General features: G+C 54.9%; 16 protein-coding genes. 7 read left to right on the plus strand and 9 right to left on the minus strand.

The genetic code is table 11. The annotated features are described in order from the left end of the window. Window positions 1-105: 105 nt before the first annotated feature. Window positions 106-975, plus strand: a complete 870-nt coding sequence (gene mtnP / locus H5T67_00210) for an S-methyl-5'-thioadenosine phosphorylase (GenBank protein ID MBC7243741.1) — start codon at window positions 106-108, stop codon at window positions 973-975. A gap of 82 nt (window positions 976-1,057) precedes the next feature. On the opposite strand, the gene uvrA is transcribed toward mtnP, so the two are convergent. Both uvrA and H5T67_00220 read right to left on the minus strand, forming a co-directional pair. Beyond that, a complete protein-coding gene (uvrA, locus tag H5T67_00215) occupies window positions 1,058-3,931 on the minus strand; it encodes an excinuclease ABC subunit UvrA (GenBank protein MBC7243742.1) in 2,874 nt (957 codons plus the stop codon). 386 nt (window positions 3,932-4,317) lie between these two features. After that, complete coding sequence (locus tag H5T67_00220) at window positions 4,318-4,977, minus strand: nitroreductase family protein (GenBank protein MBC7243743.1); 660 nt, start codon at window positions 4,975-4,977, stop codon at window positions 4,318-4,320. Window positions 4,978-5,131: 154 nt separating this feature from the next. Between H5T67_00220 and H5T67_00225 the strand changes: the two genes are divergently transcribed. From H5T67_00225 to H5T67_00240, 4 genes are all read left to right on the plus strand, one after another. After that, entirely contained in the window at window positions 5,132-6,334 is a 1,203-nt protein-coding gene (locus H5T67_00225; protein ID MBC7243744.1) for a PLP-dependent transferase, read from the plus strand. Window positions 6,335-6,399: 65 nt separating this feature from the next. Next, on the plus strand, window positions 6,400-7,188 hold the full coding sequence (locus tag H5T67_00230; GenBank protein MBC7243745.1) for an EF2563 family selenium-dependent molybdenum hydroxylase system protein: 789 nt from the start codon (window positions 6,400-6,402) through the stop codon (window positions 7,186-7,188). Between the two features lie 56 nt (window positions 7,189-7,244). After that, on the plus strand, window positions 7,245-8,120 hold the full coding sequence (locus H5T67_00235; protein ID MBC7243746.1) for an FAD binding domain-containing protein: 876 nt from the start codon (window positions 7,245-7,247) through the stop codon (window positions 8,118-8,120). A gap of 5 nt (window positions 8,121-8,125) precedes the next feature. Beyond that, on the plus strand, window positions 8,126-8,596 hold the full coding sequence (locus H5T67_00240) for a (2Fe-2S)-binding protein (protein MBC7243747.1): 471 nt from the start codon (window positions 8,126-8,128) through the stop codon (window positions 8,594-8,596). A gap of 31 nt (window positions 8,597-8,627) precedes the next feature. Here H5T67_00240 and H5T67_00245 read toward each other — a convergent pair whose 3' ends face one another. From H5T67_00245 to H5T67_00260, 4 genes are all read right to left on the minus strand, one after another. After that, window positions 8,628-9,932, minus strand: coding sequence for a pyrimidine-nucleoside phosphorylase (locus tag H5T67_00245; GenBank protein ID MBC7243748.1), 1,305 nt, complete (start codon window positions 9,930-9,932; stop codon window positions 8,628-8,630). A gap of 323 nt (window positions 9,933-10,255) precedes the next feature. Further along, entirely contained in the window at window positions 10,256-11,635 is a 1,380-nt protein-coding gene (gene argH, locus H5T67_00250; protein MBC7243749.1) for an argininosuccinate lyase, read from the minus strand. A 78-nt stretch (window positions 11,636-11,713) separates the two neighbouring features. After that, on the minus strand, window positions 11,714-12,967 hold the full coding sequence (locus H5T67_00255; protein ID MBC7243750.1) for an argininosuccinate synthase: 1,254 nt from the start codon (window positions 12,965-12,967) through the stop codon (window positions 11,714-11,716). Window positions 12,968-13,298: 331 nt separating this feature from the next. After that, the gene (locus H5T67_00260) at window positions 13,299-13,535 is read right to left on the minus strand and encodes a zinc ribbon domain-containing protein (protein MBC7243751.1); all 237 of its coding nucleotides are present in this window, start codon (window positions 13,533-13,535) and stop codon (window positions 13,299-13,301) included. Window positions 13,536-13,733: 198 nt separating this feature from the next. On the opposite strand from H5T67_00260, the gene H5T67_00265 reads away from it, so the two are divergent. Both H5T67_00265 and H5T67_00270 read left to right on the plus strand, forming a co-directional pair. Beyond that, window positions 13,734-15,173 (plus strand): TldD/PmbA family protein, encoded by a 1,440-nt coding sequence (locus tag H5T67_00265; GenBank protein MBC7243752.1) that lies wholly within the window; start codon window positions 13,734-13,736, stop codon window positions 15,171-15,173. 64 nt (window positions 15,174-15,237) lie between these two features. Then, window positions 15,238-16,575: a TldD/PmbA family protein gene (locus H5T67_00270; GenBank protein MBC7243753.1), complete on the plus strand. Its 1,338-nt coding sequence runs from the start codon at window positions 15,238-15,240 to the stop codon at window positions 16,573-16,575. On the opposite strand, the gene H5T67_00275 is transcribed toward H5T67_00270, so the two are convergent. The 3 genes from H5T67_00275 to H5T67_00285 all read right to left on the minus strand — a co-directional run bounded on the left by H5T67_00275 (window position 16,553) and on the right by H5T67_00285 (window position 20,518). Next, window positions 16,553-18,763: a hypothetical protein gene (locus H5T67_00275; protein MBC7243754.1), complete on the minus strand. Its 2,211-nt coding sequence runs from the start codon at window positions 18,761-18,763 to the stop codon at window positions 16,553-16,555. The genes H5T67_00270 and H5T67_00275 overlap by 23 nt on opposite strands. Before the next feature lie 119 nt (window positions 18,764-18,882). Next, complete coding sequence (locus H5T67_00280; protein MBC7243755.1) at window positions 18,883-19,689, minus strand: ABC transporter permease; 807 nt, start codon at window positions 19,687-19,689, stop codon at window positions 18,883-18,885. 1 nt (window position 19,690) lies between these two features. Continuing rightward, on the minus strand, window positions 19,691-20,518 hold the full coding sequence (locus H5T67_00285) for an ATP-binding cassette domain-containing protein (GenBank protein MBC7243756.1): 828 nt from the start codon (window positions 20,516-20,518) through the stop codon (window positions 19,691-19,693). Window positions 20,519-20,527 lie beyond the last annotated feature (9 nt).

The following is a 20,527-nucleotide window of genomic DNA, read 5'->3' on the forward strand; positions in this document are numbered from 1 at the left end:
TCTAGACCTTATCGCTTATAATACCTTCGCTCTTGTATGTTAGAAGTTTTGTCCCGCTGCCATGCGGGGTAATTGATGTTTCGAAATCAACGCAGGAGGACAGGAATGGAACAAGCAATCTTGGGTGTGATTGGAGGCAGCGGTGTCTATGACATCGAAGCGCTGCAAGATGTCAAAGAAGTGCAGATCAAAACGCCATTTGGCGATCCGAGCGATGCGATTGTGCTGGGCACATTAGCCGGCGTACGCGTGGCTTTCTTGCCTCGTCATGGGCGTGGTCACCGCATCATGCCCAGCGAAGTGAATGCTCGGGCTAACATCTACGCCCTCAAGTCCCTGGGCGTGCAGTACATTGTTTCCATCAGTGCATGCGGTAGCATGCGGGAGGAACTTGCTCCGCGGCACATTGTCATCCCCGACCAGATCTTCGATCGTACCAAGGGCAGACCTAGCACCTTTTTTGGCAATGGATTGGTAGTGCATATCAGTTTCGATGAGCCGTATTGCCCTATCCTGAGCGAACTGGTGTATCAGGCAGTGCAAAAGACCGGCGCAACGGTGCACAAAGGAGGGACATTCCTGGTCATCGAGGGACCTCAGTTCTCGACCAAAGCCGAATCGCGCATTTACCGGCAATGGGGTGTGGATATCATTGGCATGACGGCTCTTCCGGAAGCAAAACTGGCTCGCGAGGCAGAAATTTGCTACGCTGCTATGGCCCACGTAACAGACTATGACGTCTGGCACGAAACCGAGGAGCCTGTGACCGTAGCCATGTTAATTGAGAACCTGATGGCCAATGCTGCAACGACAAAGAAGGCACTCACCTACTTGGCGCCGATGGTTGCGGCGCAGAAAGAACGCACCTGCAAATGCGCGACGGCTTTGTCCGCAGCGATCATTACCCAGCGCGATGTCATTCCTGATACAACCAGAACACAACTGAGGCTACTGCTCGACAAGTACCTCAAATAGTTTCGCATAGCATAATCCGCGTTTCCGGATTGGTCTTATTCCTAGTTCATTGGGGCAACTGCGTGTAATGACTACACGAAGGTCAACCTGCCCTCCTCAACACCTTCTTGAGAAATTGCCCCGTGTACGAATGACCCATCTCTGCCACTTCCTCGGGCGTCCCCTCGGCAATCACCCAACCGCCAGCATCCCCTCCCTCTGGCCCTAGGTCAATGATCCAATCCGCCGTCTTGATGACGTCCATGTTATGCTCGATGATGACCACTGTGTTGCCCGCGTCAACCAAACGATTTAACACTTGCAGCAAACGAGCAATGTCCGCAAAATGCAACCCCGTCGTTGGTTCATCCAAGATGTACAGCGTGCGACCGGTGGCCTTACGCGATAGCTCCCGGGACAACTTGATGCGCTGCGCCTCGCCCCCAGACAAGGTTGTGGCAGGTTGTCCAAGACGAATGTATCCCAAACCCACATCGTACAGCGTCTGCAACTTGCGCCGAATAGCTGGTATGTTCTCGAAAAAGCGCAAAGCCTCATCCACACTCATATCTAACACATCGGCAATGCTCTTCCCTTTAAACTTGATTTCCAATGCCTCGCGGTTGTAGCGACGTCCATGACAAACCTCGCAGGGGACATAGACATCGGGCAGGAACTGCATCTCGATGCGAATGATGCCATTGCCCTGACATGCCTCGCAGCGGCCTCCCTTCAAATTGAACGAGAAACGCCCTGGACGATAGCCACGCATCTTGGCCTCAGGCAAGGACGCGAACAACTCGCGGATGGGTGTAAACACGTTGGTGTAGGTAGCAGGGTTGGAACGCGGTGTGCGCCCAATAGGCGATTGGTCAATGTCAACCACCTTATCCAGATATTGGATGCCACGAATGCCCTGATGTGCTCCTGGCCGCTCTTTACTATGATAGAAATATTGCGCCAGCGCTTTGTACAGAACCTCGATGATCAAGCTCGACTTGCCCGAACCAGATACTCCTGTTACGCACACGAATTTGCCTAGCGGAATACGGACGTCAATGTTCTTCAGGTTGTTCTCTGCTGCGCCCAAAATCTCCAGCACCTTCTCATTCCCTGGTCGGCGTCGTTTCGGCACGGGCACGGTTTTATCGCCGCGCAAGTATTGCCCCGTGATAGAGTGCGGACAGGCCATGACATCCGCCAACGAACCAGCTACTACAACCTGCCCCCCCATCTCACCTGCCCCAGGCCCCAGGTCAACGATATAATCTGCTGAGCGGATGGTTTCCTCGTCATGCTCCACTATGATAAGCGTATTGCCCAGGTCACGCATACCCATCAGAGTATCAATCAAGCGGCGGTTGTCGCGTTGATGGAGACCAACGCTAGGCTCATCCAAAATATAGAGCACACCCATCAACTGCGAGCCGATCTGCGTCGCCAGGCGGATGCGTTGTGCTTCTCCCCCCGACAACGTGGCTGCGGTACGATCCAGGGTCAAATAGTCCAGCCCCACATCCACCATGAATTTGAGCCGGGACTTTAATTCCTTCAATACCTGGTGAGCAATGGTTTTCTCCCGTGGCGTGAGCACTTCTGAAAGGCTATCCACCCACTTCATCGCTTCTACCACGGAAAGGGCAGTTACTTCCACAATGGACTTGCCGGCTACAGTCACGGCAAGGCTCTCCGGCTTCAGACGTTTGCCCTGACATACGGGGCATGGACGTGTGGACATGTAGGATTCGATCAGGGCACGGCTGTAATCCGAGGTTGTCTCCTGGTAACGACGCTTCAGGTTGGGAATGACACCTTCAAAGGTCGTCTCATACTCACGCAGATAGCCATAGCGGTTACGATAACGCAATGTAATCACTTCATCCCCAGAGCCATAGAGCAACGCTTGCAATTGCTTGGAATTCAGATCCTGTATGGGCGTCTCCATGCTAAAGCCATAGTGCTCGGCCACCGCTTCCAGCAATTGCGCAATATAGCTATCCTCATCTGCATTGCGTGCCAGGTTCCAAGGACTCGGATCCAGCGCACCTTCGCTGAGGGAGAGGCTTTTATCCGGAATGACCAAGTCTGGGTCAAGTTCGAGCAAGGTGCCAAGCCCCGTACAGGCAGGGCAGGCTCCGTGCGGACTGTTGAAGGAAAAGGTCCGTGGCTCGATCTCGGGCAGGCTGATACCACAGTAGCCACAGGCCAAATGCTCCGAATAGAGGTATTCAGTGCCATCCTCCAGCACCACCTTGGCCATGCCCCCGCCCAATTTCAGCGCCGTCTCTACTGAATCAGCAAGCCGCAGTCGATCTGTACCTGTCTCTTGATCCTCCGGGTTCTGTATCACTAGCCGATCCACGACTGCTTCAATAGTGTGCATCTTGTAACGGTCTAGCGCGATCTCCTCGTTCACATCGCGTATCTCGCCGTTGACCCGGACACGGACCAGCCCAGAACGCCGTATATCCTCAAAGATGCGCCTATGCTCACCCTTGCGGTCTTTGATCAGCGGCGCCAGGATCATGATACGGCTGCCTTGGGGCAAAGCCAGTACCGCATCCACGATCTGGGGAACACTCTGACGAGCTACCACTCGACCGCATTGTGGACAATGGGGTATACCCACGCGCGCATACAGCAAGCGCAAGTAATCGTAAACCTCGGTAATCGTGCCCACCGTGGAGCGTGGGTTATGCCCTGCCCCGCGCTGGTCAATGCTGATAGCCGGCGACAAGCCCTCGATCGAGTCCACATCTGGCTTCTCCATCTGGCCAAGGAATTGGCGTGCATAAGCCGAAAGCGATTCCACGTAGCGGCGTTGACCCTCGGCATAGAGCGTGTCAAAAGCCAACGAAGACTTGCCAGAGCCAGAAATGCCCGTAATGACAACAAACTTGTCTCGCGGGATCTCTACATCGATATTTTTGAGATTATGCTCGCGCGCACCGCGCACGATAATCTTATTCTGAGGCATTACAGTCTCCTGCCATTCTGCACGTGCCCAAACGATGCAAAAACTAACTTACCGTTAACACGAAGTATAGCACAAATGTGCTATTCCGTCAATACAATCTTAGGCAAATATTTATTATAATAGGATAGCGATTTACGAGCAACTGCAGTATGCGCTTGCGCCAAGCATAGAACACCTATAAGGCGGCTTTTCTAGCCGCCTTCTCTTGAGAGAAACCAGGTTTCTCCCAGAAACCTGGTTTCTTGATTGATGACAGCGGACTGGGGTCCGCTTGGAGCGTGGCCTCACCCTCGGCCCCTCTCCGCAGTTGCGGAGAGGGGCCGAGGGTGAGGGTTTTTATTCGCTGCCTGCGGCGGCTCGCAATGGCGTTGCTCGCTGTTCTTGGTTTAGCCTTTGTCATCGGGACGAATACCGTGTTTGATCGCTCCCAAGCCCAGGAAATCGCCAATGCGACGCCATAACGAAAGCACGCCGCTTTGACCCAGGCGAGCAGCGCGACGTCCCCATGATCCTGGAGGCCCAAATCCTTCCCAATGGACTATCTGCTGCAGAGGCAAGCGTGGAGTGGGCTTTTGCTCAGCATGTACTGGGTAGCCCAGCGTGATCAGGCCAACAACCCGTACGCCCTCGGGCAGAGCAAGCACTTCTGCAACCCGCTCCTCATCAAAGGCGCCAATCCAGCATGTCCCCAGTCCCAAGGCTTTGGCTACCAGCATGAGATTCTGGCTAGCCAGGCAACAATCATGGACATACCAGCTACTGCGCCGTTCATCACCGCATAGCGCAATAAGCACCGGTGCCCGTGCGACATGACGAGGCACGATGCCCGCGATCCGCGCGCTTTCAGCCAATGCAGAGCGGCGTTCCGGCTGTGTAACGACGACAAAATGCCACGGTTGGCGATTCACGGCACTAGGCGCCCAGCGCGCCGAATCCAGCACGCGCAGGATCAAGTCCCGTGGCACCGCATCCGACCGGTATTGTCGCACAGAGCGCCGCTCGCGGATTGTTCTCTCCACTGGCGTAAGATTTTCCTCATCGGACATGTGATTCCTCCTGAATGTGATCCTACCTCGTATTACGTGTTGTGTGTTGTCATTATTCTACCAAAAGATTTTGGTACCGAGAATCTTTGCCTTTCTGCCAGTCCTGCGCTATACTGGGAACTAGCTAAGCAACCCACTTGCCAGGAGGTAAAAGATGATGAAAGAACTCAGCATGGCGACGCTGGCCGTGCACGCTGGCGAGCGGGCCAGTGTCCCCGATTATACGCCCATAACCACACCGATACACCATGCAGTCACCTATCTCTACGAAGACATGCACACACTCGACGCTGTCTTTGCAGGTCAACGCTCAGGTTACGTCTATAGCCGCTTCGCCAACCCCACCGTAACCGCTTTAGAGGAAGCCATCGCCCGGTTGGAAGGCACAGAATCTGCCGTAGCTTGCGCCTCGGGCATGGCGGCAGTTCATTTGGCATTGCTGGCCTCAGGCGCTACTGCTGGCAAAACTGTGCTCATGGCTCAGGACCTCTACGGTGGGACGCATTCCCTGCTGACGCAGATATTCCCGGCACAGGGAGTGCATGTTCACACAGTGGACATGACTGACCTGAGCGCTGTATCCAAGGCCATTGCCGAAACAAAACCAGCCGTCCTTTTCGTAGAGACCATCTCCAATCCCTTGCTCCGAGTTGCTGACATCCCCACCCTGGCTAAGCTGGCCCATGAGGGCGGGGCTCGGCTCATTGTGGACAATACTTTTGCCACGCCATGCCTATATCGGCCAGCCTTACATGGTGCGGATTATGTCGTGTATAGCGCGACGAAATACCTCAGCGGCCATGGGGATGCAATGGGCGGACTTGTTGCCGCTTCCGCCGAGCAGAGCCGAGCGATGCGCGAGATACGAAAACTGCTGGGCAACGTATTGGGGCCAAATGAGGCCTGGCTTATCCTGCGCGGCTTGAAAACTCTCGTCCTGCGCATGCGCCAACACAGCCAGAATGCCAACCTCGTGGCTCATTTCCTGCAGTCCCACCCACGGGTCAGTCAAGTGTTCTATCCCAGCCTCCCAACCCACCCGCAGTTCACCCTTAGCCGGCGCTTGTTTCCCTGCAATCTATTCGGTGGCATGGTCTCCTTCAAGATCAAAGGGGCAGATCAGGAAAAAGTATTCCGCTTTATGAACGCTCTGCGCGTCATCGTGCCTGCTACTAGCCTGGGGGACGTCTACAGCCTGATCCTCTATCCAGCCCATTCTTCACACCGCTGGCTGAGCGACGAGGAGAAACAACGCCAAGGCATCGCGCCGGATCTCGTGCGCTTATCCGTAGGCATCGAGGAGCCCGCGGATATCATCGCTGACCTAACCCAAGCACTGGATGCTCTGGGTGAATAGGTCTGCAAATGATTGGTGGTAAGGGAGTGGTAGCCAGCAAAGGTGCCATGAAAACGCTCGAGGAGATGGTCGTCCTAATCAGAGGGGGCGGTGACCTGGGCACGGGAGTGGCCTATCGTCTGCACCGCGCGGGGTTCAAGGTGATCATTGCGGAACTAGCCCAGCCGCTGGTCATTCGACGCACTGTTGCCTTCGCTTCAGCAGTGTACGAAGGTCGCATGGCAGTGGAAGGCGTAGAAGCAAGGCTGACTCATGACCTAGCAGAGATCGAGGAGTTTCTAGCACAAGGAATTGTACCAGTCATCGTGGACCCGGAGGGCGAACTCATCTCTACTCTCCAGCCCGATGTCATCGTGGATGCACGCATGGCCAAACGCAACTTGGGCACAACCATTACGCAAGCGCCCATCGTCATTGGCTTGGGGCCGGGCTTTATTGCTGGACAGGATGTACATGCCGTTATCGAGACCGCGCGCGGACATAACCTAGGTCGTGTGATCTTGCAAGGCAGCGCCGAGCCGGATACGCATATACCCGGCCTAGTGCAAGGCTACGGTCGCGAGCGGGTGCTGTGGGCACCTTGCGCTGGCACCTTCCACGGTCTCTTACGCATCGGTGACCAAGTGGAAGCCGGGCAGACTGTGGCCTATGTCGCAGAGCAACCCGTCTTAGCCAGTATCTCCGGTGTCCTGCGAGGGCTTTTGCATAACGGGCTATCTGTCCACGAGGGACAAAAGGTTGGAGATATCGATCCGCGCGGCACTGTGGAGCACTGCTTTACCATCTCTGATAAGGCTCTGGCCATCAGTGGAGGGGTTCTGGAAGCAATCCTGTACCTGCGTCGGAAGAAATAAGCACTATTTGACAACGAAACACACTTCGGTTAAGCTTTGCACGAAAGGAGACAGAGATGAGCTGTGAGGAGTACATTCTGGCGTCTACCGTGGAGGAGGCGCTCGCGGCTTTGGCCTCCCTGCGTGGAGAGGGACGGCTTATCGCTGGTGGCACTGACCTTGTCCTCCAACTGCAGCATGGTGAGCGAAAAGCCCGCTGCCTGGTAGATATCACACGCATACCTGGCTTGAATGAAATTCGCTGGCAAGATTCGTACATCGTCATCGGTGCAGCCGTTACCTTTGCCCAAATCGAGCGCTCCGCCTTGATCCGTCAGCGCGCTACGGTCCTGGCTGAAGCTGCGTCCTGGGTAGGCTCCCCCCAGATTCGCAATGTTGGCACATTGGCAGGCAATATCGTCAATGCCCAACCGGCAGCCGATGGTGCCATTGCCCTGCTGGCACTGGATGCAGAAGCAGAGATCGCCAACCTGACTGGTCGCCAATGGGTAGCATTAGCAAACCTGTTCGTCAGCCCCGGTGTCTCACGTGTAGATGCCAGTTCAGAGATGATCACCGCCTTTCGTTTTCGTGCCCATGGGCCGCGGGAAGCCTCGGCTTTCGAGAGACTGGCGCGTCGTAAGGCGCTGGCTTTGCCGCTGATCAATGTCGGCGTGCGCGTCATGCTGGATGCTGAGGGGGTGCGCATGCGGGATGTACGCATCAGCATTGGACCGGTCGCACCCATGCCATTCCGGGCACAGCAAGCAGAAGCAGTGCTCAAGAACCGCGTTATCGACCAGGATACGCTGACGGAGGCAGTTGAAGCCGCAGTGCTGGAGAGCAAACCACGCTCTAGCCTGCTCCGCGCCGGCAAGGAATATCGCCGAGAGCTTATCCGTGTGTTGACCAGACGCGCCCTGCTCAGGGCCATAGAAGCAGCAAGGGGGTAGAAACCATGGCCAAGACGTACCAACTTAAAATGAACCTGAACGGCCAAGATGTGCAAGTTGAGGTGCAACCCTTTGCAACACTGGCACATGTGCTGCGCGAGCAGTTAGGTCTAACCGGCACCAAGATTGGCTGTGAGGAAGGAGAATGTGGCGCTTGCACGGTCCTGATAGATGGGCAGGCAGTGAATTCTTGTATTTATCCTGCGCTGAAAGCAGCAGGACGCCGTGTGCTCACGATCGAAGGACTGGCAAAGAACGGTGAACTGCACCCGGTGCAGCGCGCCTTCCTCGAACACGGGGCAGTGCAGTGTGGCTATTGCACACCAGGTATGGTGCTCGCCGCCGTAGCCCTGCTTGGGCAGAATCCCCACCCTACCGAGGAGGAAATTCGCCGCGCCATTTCCGGCAATCTCTGTCGTTGTACTGGCTACATCCAGATCATCGAAGCCATCAAAGACGTTGCCAGCCGTGCATAGGTGTCTATCTGAGGCCTGACAATGGGCCTATCTACCGGATAATCCGTCGGATCAGCGGCGCGGGCTGAACGGGTGCATCGCTCCAGGCATAGGCAGCCAGCAATTGTTCCCTTGCTTCAGCGAGTTTGCCCTCATCGTTGGCATGGATGACCAGCAGCGGTTCGTCCTTGTCCACGCGGTCGCCTACCTTCTTCTTGAGCACCACCCCAACCGCATGGTCAATCGCTTCGCCTTTCTTCTGCCGCCCTGCGCCAAGAGCAACGGTAGCCAGACCAATCCCCATGGCATCTACCTTAGCCACATAGCCGCTCTGAGGTGAAGGCAGGACTTGGATGAGGCGCGCCTGAGGCATGATCGTGGTATCCTCTACGACTCGCTCGTTGCCGCCTTGCGCACGTACCCACTCCCGAAACTTGGCAACGGCCCGCCCAGATGCGATGGACTCCTGCAATTGCGCTTTGCCTGTCTCCGCATCAGGGCACTTTTCAGCCAAGAGGAGCATCTCTGCTGCGATCACCAAGCAATGCTCGGTGAAATCGGCAGGGCCGCGCCCCTGTAAAGTGGCAATAGCCTCAGCAACTTCCAGCGCATTCCCCACGGCATAGCCCAAAGGCTGCTCCATGTCCGAAATGACGGCGGCCATACGTCGTCCTGCGCCGCGCCCTATCTTGACCATCGTTTCGGCTAAGGCAATGGCTTCCTGTTCCGTCTTCATAAATGCTCCTCGCCCTGTCTTGACATCCAGCACAATGGCAGTGGCGCCCGCCGCGATCTTCTTGCTCATTACCGAACTGGCAATCAGCGGCAGGCTTTCCACCGTGGCGGTAACATCGCGCAAGGCGTACATCTTGCCATCGGCCGGAGCCAGATCCGCCGATTGTCCCGCCACAACAATGCCGTGAGTTTTCAACAAAGCCTTAAATTGCTCGCGGGTCCAATTCACATTGAAACCCGGAATGGATTCCAATTTATCCAAAGTGCCACCGGAAAAACCAAGCCCGCGTCCGGACATCTTGCCCACCGGTAAGCCCAGGCCAGCCACCAGGGGAGCTACCACCAGCGTGGTCTTGTCCCCTACCCCGCCCGTAGAGTGCTTATCCAGGACCAGCGGAGCGACATCTGACAAATCCAGTATCTCTCCAGAGCGAGCCATAGCCAGAGTTAGATCCACGGTCTCCCGCTCGGTCATGCCCCGCCACACGATGGCCATCATCCAGGCTGACATTTGATAATCGGGTATGTCACCGCGCGTGAACCCCAAGACCATGAACTCGATTTCTTCCCTAGACAGCTCTCCGCCATCGCGTTTTTTGTTTATTATGTCAATAACTCGCATGATCAGGTTTGCTCCTTTCGTCCGACATGATCACAGACGCCCCAAAATGATAACATAACTGGTTAAAAAAGCAAACCCTGCTGTCGCCGCTGGATTCTCAAGTCTAGGCAGAATACACTCCTCTACTACAACGCAGGAGAGAGCCTGCCCTGAGCGCAGCAAAGGGTTTTGGGGGTGAGGCAGGCTACTTTTACCGCGGAGCACGCCGAGAGCGCAGAGGCTTTTCCTTTTTGCTCCGCGCACAAGCGCTCATCTTCTGACGCATTGTTTCACATTGGGATAGAGCCTGCCCCGAGCGCAACAAAGGAGCCATAGGTGAGCTCTTACTCCCCACCCTCCTTCACCAACTCCCGCGCCCTTTTTATCTGCGCACGAACTGCAGTTGGTGCTGTGCCTCCCTGTACATCGCGGCGCTCCACCGACTGGCGGTAATCAAAGACGGCGTAGAGGTCCTCTGCAAATGCCGCGTGGATGGCTTGGTACTCGGCTAAATCCAGTTCGCGCAGGGTTACGCCCAGTGCTTCTGCTCTTTTCACCGCTCGCCCTACCAGGTAATGGCTCTGGCGAAAGGGCACGCCTTTGCGCACCAGGTAATCGGCCAGGTCAGTGGCCAGCATCGCCTCGTCCAACGCCGCGGACATGCGCGCCGCGTTCACTCGCAGCGTCGAGATAACCCCGGCAGCGATAGGTAGTTCCAAGGACAACGTGTCTATTGTGTCGAAAATGGCTTCCTTATCTTCCTGTAAATCCTTGTTGTAGCCGGATGGAAGTCCTTTAAGCATCATCAACGCGCCCATCAAATGCCCTGTCACTCTCCCGCTCTTGCCGCGCATCAACTCCAGCGTGTCCGGATTTTTCTTCTGCGGCATCAGGCTGGAGCCGGTGCAATAGGCATCGTCCAACTGCACAAAGCCAAACTCGTGGCTGCTCCACAGAATGAGGTCTTCCGCCAGATTGCTGAGATGAACTTGCAGCAAAGCCGCCCAAGCCAAGAATTCCACCACATAATCGCGGTCACTGACGGCATCCATGCTGTTCTCCGCAATAGCGGCAAAGCCCAATTCGGCCGCGAGGGCCTGGCGGTCAATGCCGAATGGATTTCCGGCCAGCGCCCCTGCGCCCAAGGGCAATATGGCTGTGTGCTGCTGCACGTCGCTCAGCCGTTCGCGGTCGCGCTGAAACTTCCAAAAGAAAGACATCAGCCAATGGCTGAAAAGCACTGGCTGCGCCGGCTGCAAGTGCGTGTAACCGGGCATGATGATGTCCAGACAGGACTCGGCTTTATCTAGGATAGCTCCCTGTAATTCAGCTAGATATTGGCGCAAGCGAGCCATCTCTTCCATCAGGTAGAGACGCAGGTCGGTGCTCACTTGATCGTTGCGCGATCGCCCGGTATGCAATTTACCCGCCACAGGACCCAACAACTCCGTAAGCCGCCGCTCGACAGCAGTGTGGATGTCTTCGTCATCAGGATGAAACTGAAATGATTCCCTCTCGAATTCACGCCGTATCTGTTCCAGGCCAGCGATGAGCTGGCTACACTCTTCAGCGGTGAGCCATCCTGCCCGCATCAAAGCGCTAGCGTAGGCTATGCTTCCCTTGATGTCAGCAGCATACAGCCGTCGGTCAAAGGCAATGGAGTCATTGAAGCATCTCGTCTTCTCATCCATCGCTTTAGCAAATCGTGCTCCCCACAGCATCATTGCCTTTCCTCCTTTCCCAGTCACGCCTCATGAGCAACGAGTGACCCCCTTGTCACTCTCACTGCTTGTTTTATCCCCCTAATCGCGCTGGATCTCCAACTGGGCTGGCCACGGCGCCTGTCCATTCTGGCGATCAACCAATGCCTTGACCTTCAGCGGCAGACCGAACAGATTGATAAACCCGGCGGCATCGTTTTGGTTATAGACGACATCCCGGCCAAAGGTGGCAAAGTCCTCACGATAGAGGCTGAATGGCGACTTGCGCCCTACCACGACACAGCTCCCCTTGTAGAGCTTGACGCGCACAGTACCAGTGACCCGCTCCTGGGTTTTGGCCACGAAAGCATCCAGCGCCTCACGCAAGGGAGTGAACCACAGCCCATAGTATACCAGCTCAGCATAGCGGTGCCCAACCAACTCCTTGTAGTGCAGCGTCTCCCGATCCAGGCAGATGCTTTCGAGCCCCTGATGGGCAGTATACAGGATTGTGCCACCTGGGGTTTCGTACACCCCGCGTGATTTCATGCCTACCAGACGGTTCTCCACCATGTCCACGCGTCCTACGCCGTGAGCACCGCCTAGTTCATTGAGCTGCGTGAGAAGCTGCACCGGTCCCATCGCCACGCCATCAATAGCCACCGGAACGCCCTGCTCAAAATCAATGGTCAAATAATGCGGTTTGTCCGGTGCTTTTTCAGGGGCGACAGTGATGCAAAAGAGGTCCTCTTCTGGCTCAACCCAGGGATCCTCCAGCATGCCTCCCTCATGGCTCAGGTGCCAGAGATTGCGATCGCGGCTGTAGATGGACTTTTCCGTAGCAGACACGGGGATATTGTGCGCACGCGCATAAGCCAGTTCGTCTTCACGGGAGCGCAACTCCCACTCGCGCCATGGCGCTATGGTATGGAGGTAAGGGTTGAGCGCCTTGACACTCAGTTCAAAGCGCACCTGGTCATTGCCTTTGCCCGTGCAACCATGGGCAACGGCATCGGCTGCTTCTTGCTCTGCCACTTTCACCAGGTACTTGACAATGATGGGACGTGCGAATGAAGTACCCAACAGATATTGGCGCTCGTAGATGGCTCCTGCCTGCATGGTGGGGAAGGCATATTCTCTCAGGAACTCTTCGCGCAGGTCTTGGATGTACGCCTTGCTAGCACCAGTAGCGAGGGCTTTTTCCTCCAACCCAACCAGTTCCTCTGCGCCCTGCCCCACATCGGCCGTAAACGTGATCACTTCGCAGCCATAATTCTCCTTCAGCCATGGCACAATCACCGATGTATCCAGTCCGCCAGAGTACGCTAACACCACTTTTTTGAATTTGCCTTTCATTTTTCTCCTCCTTTTTAGATTTTGGGCTTTTCCAACACTCTGAGGAAAAACGAAACGCGATGGAAAAGCCACCCATCGCGTATAAAAAGAGCCAGCTTCCGTCTGGAAGCTGGCTGTCTATCGTCCTATGATTGTGAAAGATGCAGCCCGAACGAAGCTACCCAGACGGGTGGTCTGGCTCTTCGCGGGCTCGTCGGATATCCACTACATCCACTGTTAACCAGCAACTACTCATAAAGCTCAACCCATTCAGTCCATTTATTTCGCTAATCTAGTTTACTACAAGAGGAAATTTTTGTCAAACGCAAAAGGAGAGCCTACTTTCTATCCACTACTTCTTGCACCCTGCACACGAAGTGGCGGCACAGGCAGCGCACGAACCACCTCCAGCCACGCTGGTGGTTGTTCCGTCACTGCCTTTGCTCAGCGCGGCAAAAATAGATAGCAGACGGCGTGCACCCGGAGACTCACAATTCGGGCACACTGCCGGCTCATCTGCTTTGCTAAAACTGCGCAACAACTCAAACTTGCACTGACATCGGTCGCAAATATATTCATAAAGAGGCATGTAACTCTCTCCACAAATGCTTCATCACCCAAAATTAGATGCGAGACCAGCGATCTGCTTGCTGCTGGTTAACACCCGCATTATAATTGTACTCAACAATTTGCTTGCGAGCAAATTGTACCACGCATAAAAAGTCACGAATCTACCTGCTTCAGGCTTGATTCGTGCTATCGCTGCACCAAACAAAGGAGGGTAACTGTGAAAGAAATCGCTGAGCGAGCGCTCAACGCGGCGCAATTACAGGGAGCAACTTATGCGGACATACGCATTGTCCACCAACAGACACAATCCATCCTGGTCAAAAATGGACACGTGGAAGGGCTTTCCCATGACGAGAACCAGGGGTTTGGCGTACGTGTAATTGTAAACGGCGCCTGGGGCTTTGCCAGCAGTTCGCTCCTCAGCCTGGATGAAGCAGCGCGCGTGGCAGCTCAAGCGGCACAAATCGCACGCGCCAGCAGCCTCGCCAAAGCCCGCGATGTCTATCTCGGTCCATCAGAAGTACACGTGGCTCGCTATGAGACTCCGGTGCAGGTGGATCCTTTCTCCATTCCGCTAGAGGAGAAGATTGCACTATTGCTAGCTGCCGATGAAGAGATGCGCCGCGCCAAAGGCATCGCAGTAACGGAGAGCAACATGGCCTTTCTCCGCGAGAACAAGGTTTTTGCCAGTTCCGAGGGCAGTTACATCGAACAGATCCTTATCGAAAGCGGAGCAGGGATAGAAGCCACCGCTGTTGGCGCAAACGAAATGCAGACGCGCTCTTTTCCAAACAGCTTCGGGAGACAACAGAAAAAAGCAGGGTACGAATTCATCCGTGAGCTCAACCTGGTGGAGAACGGTCAGCGCATCGCGGAAGAAGCAGTAGCCCTTCTGAGTGCTCCCCAATGTCCGAGTGGTATCACCACCGTGATCCTCGACTCCACCCAATTAGCCCTGCAAATACACGAATCCTGTGGCCATCCTTCTGAACTAGACCGGGTATTTGGCGAGGAAGCGAGTTACGCCGGCACCAGTTTTTTGACCCTGGATAAACTCGGCTCTTTCCGATATGGTTCACCCATTGTCAATATTTATGCCGATGCCACTATTCCCAGCGCCCTAGGCACCTTCGGCTATGATGATGAAGGTGTACCTGCGCAACGCAGCCCCATTGTCAAGGAAGGCATTTTCGTCGGGTATCTCACCTCCCGTGAGACTGCTGCCATGCTGGGGCAACGCAGCAATGGCACAATGCGCGCTGACGGCTGGAACCGCATTCCTCTTATCCGCATGACCAACATCAACCTGGAACCAGGAACTTGGGAACTTGAGGATCTTCTCGCCGACACCGAAGATGGCATTTACATGGCGGTGAACAAAAGCTGGAGCATAGATGACAAGCGACTGAATTTCCAGTTTGGCACGCAACTTGCCTATGAAATTAAGAAGGGCAAACTGGGACAGATGCTGAAAAACGCCACATACACGGGCATCACACCCGAGTTTTGGCGCTCGTGTGACGCCATATGCAACGAGAAATACTGGCAAATCTGGGGGCTGCCCAACTGTGGAAAAGGGGAACCAGCTCAGGTTGCTCATGTTGCACATGGAGCTGCACCAGCGCGCTTTCGCCATGTGCGCGTAGGCATTGTGTGAAAGACTTCGGATTTGTAGCCTGCAGAAAAGTAACGAAAGCCAATACCAAAGGAGAGATACCACGATGCTAGGTCCAGAAAGAATGAAACGGATTGCACAGCGTGTGCTTGCCTATTCCATTGCCGAGCAAACCGAAGTACTATTGTTCAGCGAAGAAACCTATCTAACGCGCTTCGCTAATTCCCATATCCACCAAAACGTTGCCGAACGCAATGTGCGCGTCCACGTCCGGGCGGTCTTGGGCAAAAAGGTCGGGGTCGCTTCGGGCAACGATTTCAGCGAGTTTGCCTTGGACCGCGTTACGGAAAAGGCGGTGGAGATTGCCCTCCTACAGCCAGAGAACCCTGATTTCCACTCCCTGCCTTCGCCTAAACCCATCCCTGCGGTGAACGCATTCGTCCAAGCCACAGCGGAGTTTACTCCAGAACAACGTGCCAAAGCAGTAGCGGCGATCTGTCAACTATCCAAAGAAAATGGGCTAGTTGCCTCCGGGGCGTTCACCACGGCCAGTTCGGAAATCGCCGTCAGCAACTCGCTGGGCGTGTTTGCCTACGCGCCAAGCACCGTCGCTGATCTCACCACTGTCATTATGTCCGATGATAGTTCGGGCTATGCCGGCGCAACGTCTCTCGACGTGCGCGAAATCAATGCGGAGCAGATTGGACGAGAAGCGGTGGACAAGGCTCTGCGCAGCCGCAACCCACACGCTATCGAACCAGGCGAGTACACCGTGATCCTCGAAGAATATGCGGTGGCAGAGATGTTGTCCTACCTATCCTACCTGGGATTCAGCGCGCTGGCCGTGCAAGAAGGACGTAGCTTCATGGCTAATAAGTTTGGTCAACGCATAACCGGATACAATATCTCCATTTGGGATGATGGACTGGATGGGAGTGGGCTGCCAATGCCTTTTGACTTCGAGGGAGTGCCCAAACAGCGTGTGGACCTCATCGCCGATGGAGTGGCAAAAGCAGTTGTGTACGACAGTTACACCGCAAATAAGGAAGGCAAAGAATCCACCGGCCATGCCTTGCCCGCACCAAACCCCTACGGGCCATTGCCGGGCCATCTGTTCATGAAAGCAGGAACGGATAGCAAAGCACAAATGCTAGCCTCTGTTGAACAAGGGTTGTGGGTGACCCGGTTTCATTACGTGAACCCAGTCCACCCTCTCAAAACCATCCTTACCGGCATGACCCGTAATGGCACCTTCTGGATCGAGCATGGCGAGATCAAAGGCGCTACGAAAAACCTCCGCTTCACCCAAAACATCCTAGAAGCGCTCTCCAACGTGCGGATGATCAGCGCGGAGACAAAACTGAGAAGCGGCTTCTATGGAGGGGTTCGCGTACCTGCATTGTGCATCGAACGCTTTTCCTTTACCGGCGTGACAGAGTTCTAGCACTGGCGCCACGTTGAACGATCGGCAAATAAAGCCAGTATTGTTGCGGTGTGGGCGTGCTGGTCACCGTTGGCGTGCTCGTTGGCGAGGGCGTGAACGTATGGGTTGGAGTTGGCGTCCATGTGCGTGTGGGAGTGACCGTTGCCGTCAGCGTAGGCGTAGATGTATTGGTCGGAGTAGGGCTAGCGGTACGCGTTGGAGTTGGGGTAGGAGGTACAACCTCCAGACTCACGACAAATAGGCCAGCTTCTCCTGCTGCGACATAGGCATAAGGCCAGTTAACGACAATATCGGTTACCTGTCCCGGCAACAAGAGCACCCCGGCTTCGCTGAGCGAGAAATGACTGCTCACATTGATCGCCCATACCCGATACCCATCAGCCAGCAAGGCATAGTGGGCATACAAAGCGAGCGAATAAGTTGTGCCGTCGGTGGGATAGCGGACTAGTTCTCGTGGGCGACTTACCGTAGAGAGGTCGAGGATGCGCAGACCCCGTATCCCATCCGCCACATAACCGAGAGTACCGGATACGACGACGCTCCAAGCATTTTTCGGTGCATCGCTTGAGCCCACTAACTGCGGCTGCTCTAAATTGCTCACATTGAATACCTGCAGCCCTCCAGTGCCATCAGCGACATAAGCATACGGGTCAGAAATAGCCACGCCCCGGGCTTCTCCAAGAGTATCACAGCTCGTAATCACGGTTGGCGCTGAGGGAGTACTGACATCCATGATAGTCAGTCCTATACGGTTATTGGCAACGAAAGCAGCGTTCCCGCGCACTTGAACCGCATAAGGAAAATCCGGCGTAGCACAAAAGCCCACCCGACTGGGATTGGTTAGGTTGAGTAGATCAATAATACTTAGCCCAGGCAGCTGATCAGGCAAACTGAGAACAGGGATATGCGTGATATAGGCATAACGACCGCCAACCGTCACCCCTGTCGCCACACCAGGGACATTGCACACCGAATACAGCGTTGGCGATGCCGCATTGCTGACCTGCGCCACACGCAAGCCATTGAACTCATCAGCAAGATAGGCGTATCCTCCGATCACTTCCAGATTGTAAAAAGCTCCAGCCTGAGCATAAATGCCCACTTGGCGTGGATTGGTTGGCTGCCCTACATCAATCACACGCAAGCCACCCCCGCTATCTGCTAAATAGGCATATCTATCTGATAAAGCAACACCAATAGCATTGTATGCCTCCCGATATTGCCCAGCCTTAAATGGAGCCCCAGGCTGGCTGACGTTAACAATCACTAAACCGCCATTCAGCGCTGCTACATAAGCATAAGAACTCCTCACCAGCACACTTGTTGGGTAGCCCTCAATGAGGCAGGCTCCTTCTTTAAGCGGATTCGCTTTGTCGCTTACATTCACTACCCACAATCCATCCACCTGATTACCCACGTCTGGATCCCAGTATGGTTCGATCGCCACATAAGCGTAGTTGCCTTCCACATCAACGCCAAGGACATAGCTTGGCGTCTCGAGAACTCCTACACGGGAAGGTGCCTCAGGATTGCTGACATCCACAATATGCAGGCCAGCCTGATCCGCAGCCACGTAGGCATAGCCAGCGACGACATCCACCCCCCATATTCGAGTCAATGTCTCGGTCTCGTAATACGCAACTTCGCGAGGGGATTGCGCATCGTGGACATCCAGGATATATAATCGTCCCAATCCCTGCTCATCTACAACCAAGTAGACGTATGACCCGTCAAGCGCCAGGCCTATAGCTCGGCTGCGCTCGGGCACAGGCCACGAGGCAACCTTAGCAGGGCTTGCAGGCACATCGACACGGAAAATGCACAATCCAGCGCTCCCTGCTGCTACGTAAGCATAGGAGGGTGAGGTAGGGGACACGGCCACCGCCTGCACAACATCGGCAAGCCACTCGCTCTGCCCAACGAACTGCGGACTGCTAGGATTGGAAATATTGAGCACAGCCAAGCGTGGACCAAGGCCAATGTAGGCATATTGCCCCTTCACGGCCACCGAGCGGATCGCGCCGCCGACCTGACCCCTTACTTCCATCTCTATCTCGGACAGCGTATGCACATCGCTGGCAGAACTACCTGCCCCATGAAGCAGGCTCAATAGGATTGCTGCCGCTAGGCAAAATACAATGGCACAGTGCACCTGCTTCCTACTAGATAACCGTGTCATATATAGCATGGTTCCTCCTCCAGAACTTTTTGCAGAGCATAGGTTTGGCGCTTGCAATCCGCACTACCCAGTTGTGCCCATCAAGTTACCGCATTTTCAGCGCTAAAACACCTGCTACGGACTTACTCTCAGATCACGACATTGGGATACAAGCGTCCGCCGATGATCACCAAGAGCACTGTCACCACCAGCAAGACAACCAGATCCAACCCCACTCCGTAGGTGCTTGTCCCACCAGCCAGTATCAGTGCGCGCAATGCATCTACTTCGTAAGTCAGGGGATTGACACACGAAATCACCCTCAACCAGGCAGGCATGACTGAAATTGGATAGATGGCATTGCTGGCGAAGAACAGCGGCATCGTCAGCACCTGACCAATGCCCATGAATCGCTCCCGCGTTTTCACTAGGCAGGCGACGATCAAGGAGAACGAAGAGAAAAGCGCCGCACCTAGTATGATCGTGACCAGTACGCCTAGCAGTGCCAAAGGATTTCTGGACACCCTCACATGCAGAAGCAATGCTAATATATAGACGAGAAAGGCCTGCGATAACCCACGCACGCTAGCTGATAGCGCTTTGCCCAGCACCAACGCAGCACGCGGCGTGGGGCTGACCAGAAACTTGTGCACGATCCCCAGATCGCGCTCCCAAATAATTGCAATCCCATGAAAGATGGCAATGAACAATACGCTTTGTGCCAAGATACCAGGGGTCATGAAATCAATGTAGCGCAGATCGCCAGTAGGAATTGCGCGCGTCTGAGTGAAAACCTGCCCAAAGACCAGCAGCCAGAGCGCCGGCTGCACAGCACGTGTCAATAGCTCGGTGGGGTCATGACGCAGTTTGCGCACCTCCAGCTCAGCAATGGTTAACGTCTTGCTGACAAACCGGTTTATGGTTCTCCACACACGTCCCAAGGATGGCCGGCCCATGCTAGCCCAGCTTGTGGACGGTGCGCCTTGTTCGAGAAGTCTCACGGTAACTTCCTCCTGATTCCAAGATATCTCCTGTATAGTAGGTGAACACCTGATCCAATGTGGCATTGCTATTGCCAATGGAGGTTTTCAACTCCGCCGGTGTACCAAGGGCCACCACTTTACCGAGATGCATGATCGCGACTCGGTTGCATAGGTTATCGGCCTCATCCATATAGTGCGTAGTCAGAAAGATCGTCACACCATAATCAGCACGCAACTGCCAAATATGCTCCCACACTGCTTTACGTGCCAATGGATCAAGACCAACCGTTGGCTCGTCCAGGAACAATATCTGGGGATGGTGTAACATGGACTGTGCAATCTCCAACCGACGGATCATCCCACCGGAGTAGTTGCGCACCAACTTGTCCGCGGCATCAGCCAAGCCCATGAAAGCCAGTGCTTCACGCACCCGCAACTCGCGTTCCGCACGCGGGATGTCATACAATTTGGCGAAGATAAGCAAATTCTCGTAGCCTGTTAGAGTACCGTCGGCAGAGAGCACTTGAGGAACATAGCCAATGCAACGTCGCACGTCTGCTGCCTGGCGAACAATGTCAAAGCCAGCCACGCTGGCTTTGCCCATGGTAGGCGGCAGCAAAGTGGTCAGCATCTTGATCACGGTTGTTTTGCCTGCTCCATTCGGACCCACCAGCCCAAACACTTCACCAGACTTGACGGCAATGGTTAGTGCATCCACGGCTGTTAAGGTGCCAAAGCGCCGTATCAGTCCTTGCGTGTTCACAATACAATCCGCAGTGTGCATGGTTTTATCTTCCGACATGTCTGTGAT

It is taken from the genome of Chloroflexota bacterium, assembly GCA_014360905.1.
Taxonomy (GTDB): Bacteria; Chloroflexota; Anaerolineae; order UBA2200; family UBA2200; genus JACIWX01.

Coding starts and splice junctions, on each gene's coding strand:
- mtnP (MBC7243741.1), top strand. CDS start 106: ATGGAACAAGCAATCTTGGGTGTGATTGGAGGCAGCGGTGTCTATGAC.
- uvrA (MBC7243742.1), bottom strand. CDS start 3,931: ATGCCTCAGAATAAGATTATCGTGCGCGGTGCGCGCGAGCATAATCTC.
- H5T67_00220 (MBC7243743.1), bottom strand. CDS start 4,977: ATGTCCGATGAGGAAAATCTTACGCCAGTGGAGAGAACAATCCGCGAG.
- H5T67_00225 (MBC7243744.1), top strand. CDS start 5,132: ATGATGAAAGAACTCAGCATGGCGACGCTGGCCGTGCACGCTGGCGAG.
- H5T67_00230 (MBC7243745.1), top strand. CDS start 6,400: ATGGTCGTCCTAATCAGAGGGGGCGGTGACCTGGGCACGGGAGTGGCC.
- H5T67_00235 (MBC7243746.1), top strand. CDS start 7,245: ATGAGCTGTGAGGAGTACATTCTGGCGTCTACCGTGGAGGAGGCGCTC.
- H5T67_00240 (MBC7243747.1), top strand. CDS start 8,126: ATGGCCAAGACGTACCAACTTAAAATGAACCTGAACGGCCAAGATGTG.
- H5T67_00245 (MBC7243748.1), bottom strand. CDS start 9,932: ATGCGAGTTATTGACATAATAAACAAAAAACGCGATGGCGGAGAGCTG.
- argH (MBC7243749.1), bottom strand. CDS start 11,635: ATGATGCTGTGGGGAGCACGATTTGCTAAAGCGATGGATGAGAAGACG.
- H5T67_00255 (MBC7243750.1), bottom strand. CDS start 12,967: ATGAAAGGCAAATTCAAAAAAGTGGTGTTAGCGTACTCTGGCGGACTG.
- H5T67_00260 (MBC7243751.1), bottom strand. CDS start 13,535: ATGCCTCTTTATGAATATATTTGCGACCGATGTCAGTGCAAGTTTGAG.
- H5T67_00270 (MBC7243753.1), top strand. CDS start 15,238: ATGCTAGGTCCAGAAAGAATGAAACGGATTGCACAGCGTGTGCTTGCC.
- H5T67_00275 (MBC7243754.1), bottom strand. CDS start 18,763: ATGCTATATATGACACGGTTATCTAGTAGGAAGCAGGTGCACTGTGCC.
- H5T67_00280 (MBC7243755.1), bottom strand. CDS start 19,689: ATGGGCCGGCCATCCTTGGGACGTGTGTGGAGAACCATAAACCGGTTT.
- H5T67_00285 (MBC7243756.1), bottom strand. CDS start 20,518: ATGTCGGAAGATAAAACCATGCACACTGCGGATTGTATTGTGAACACG.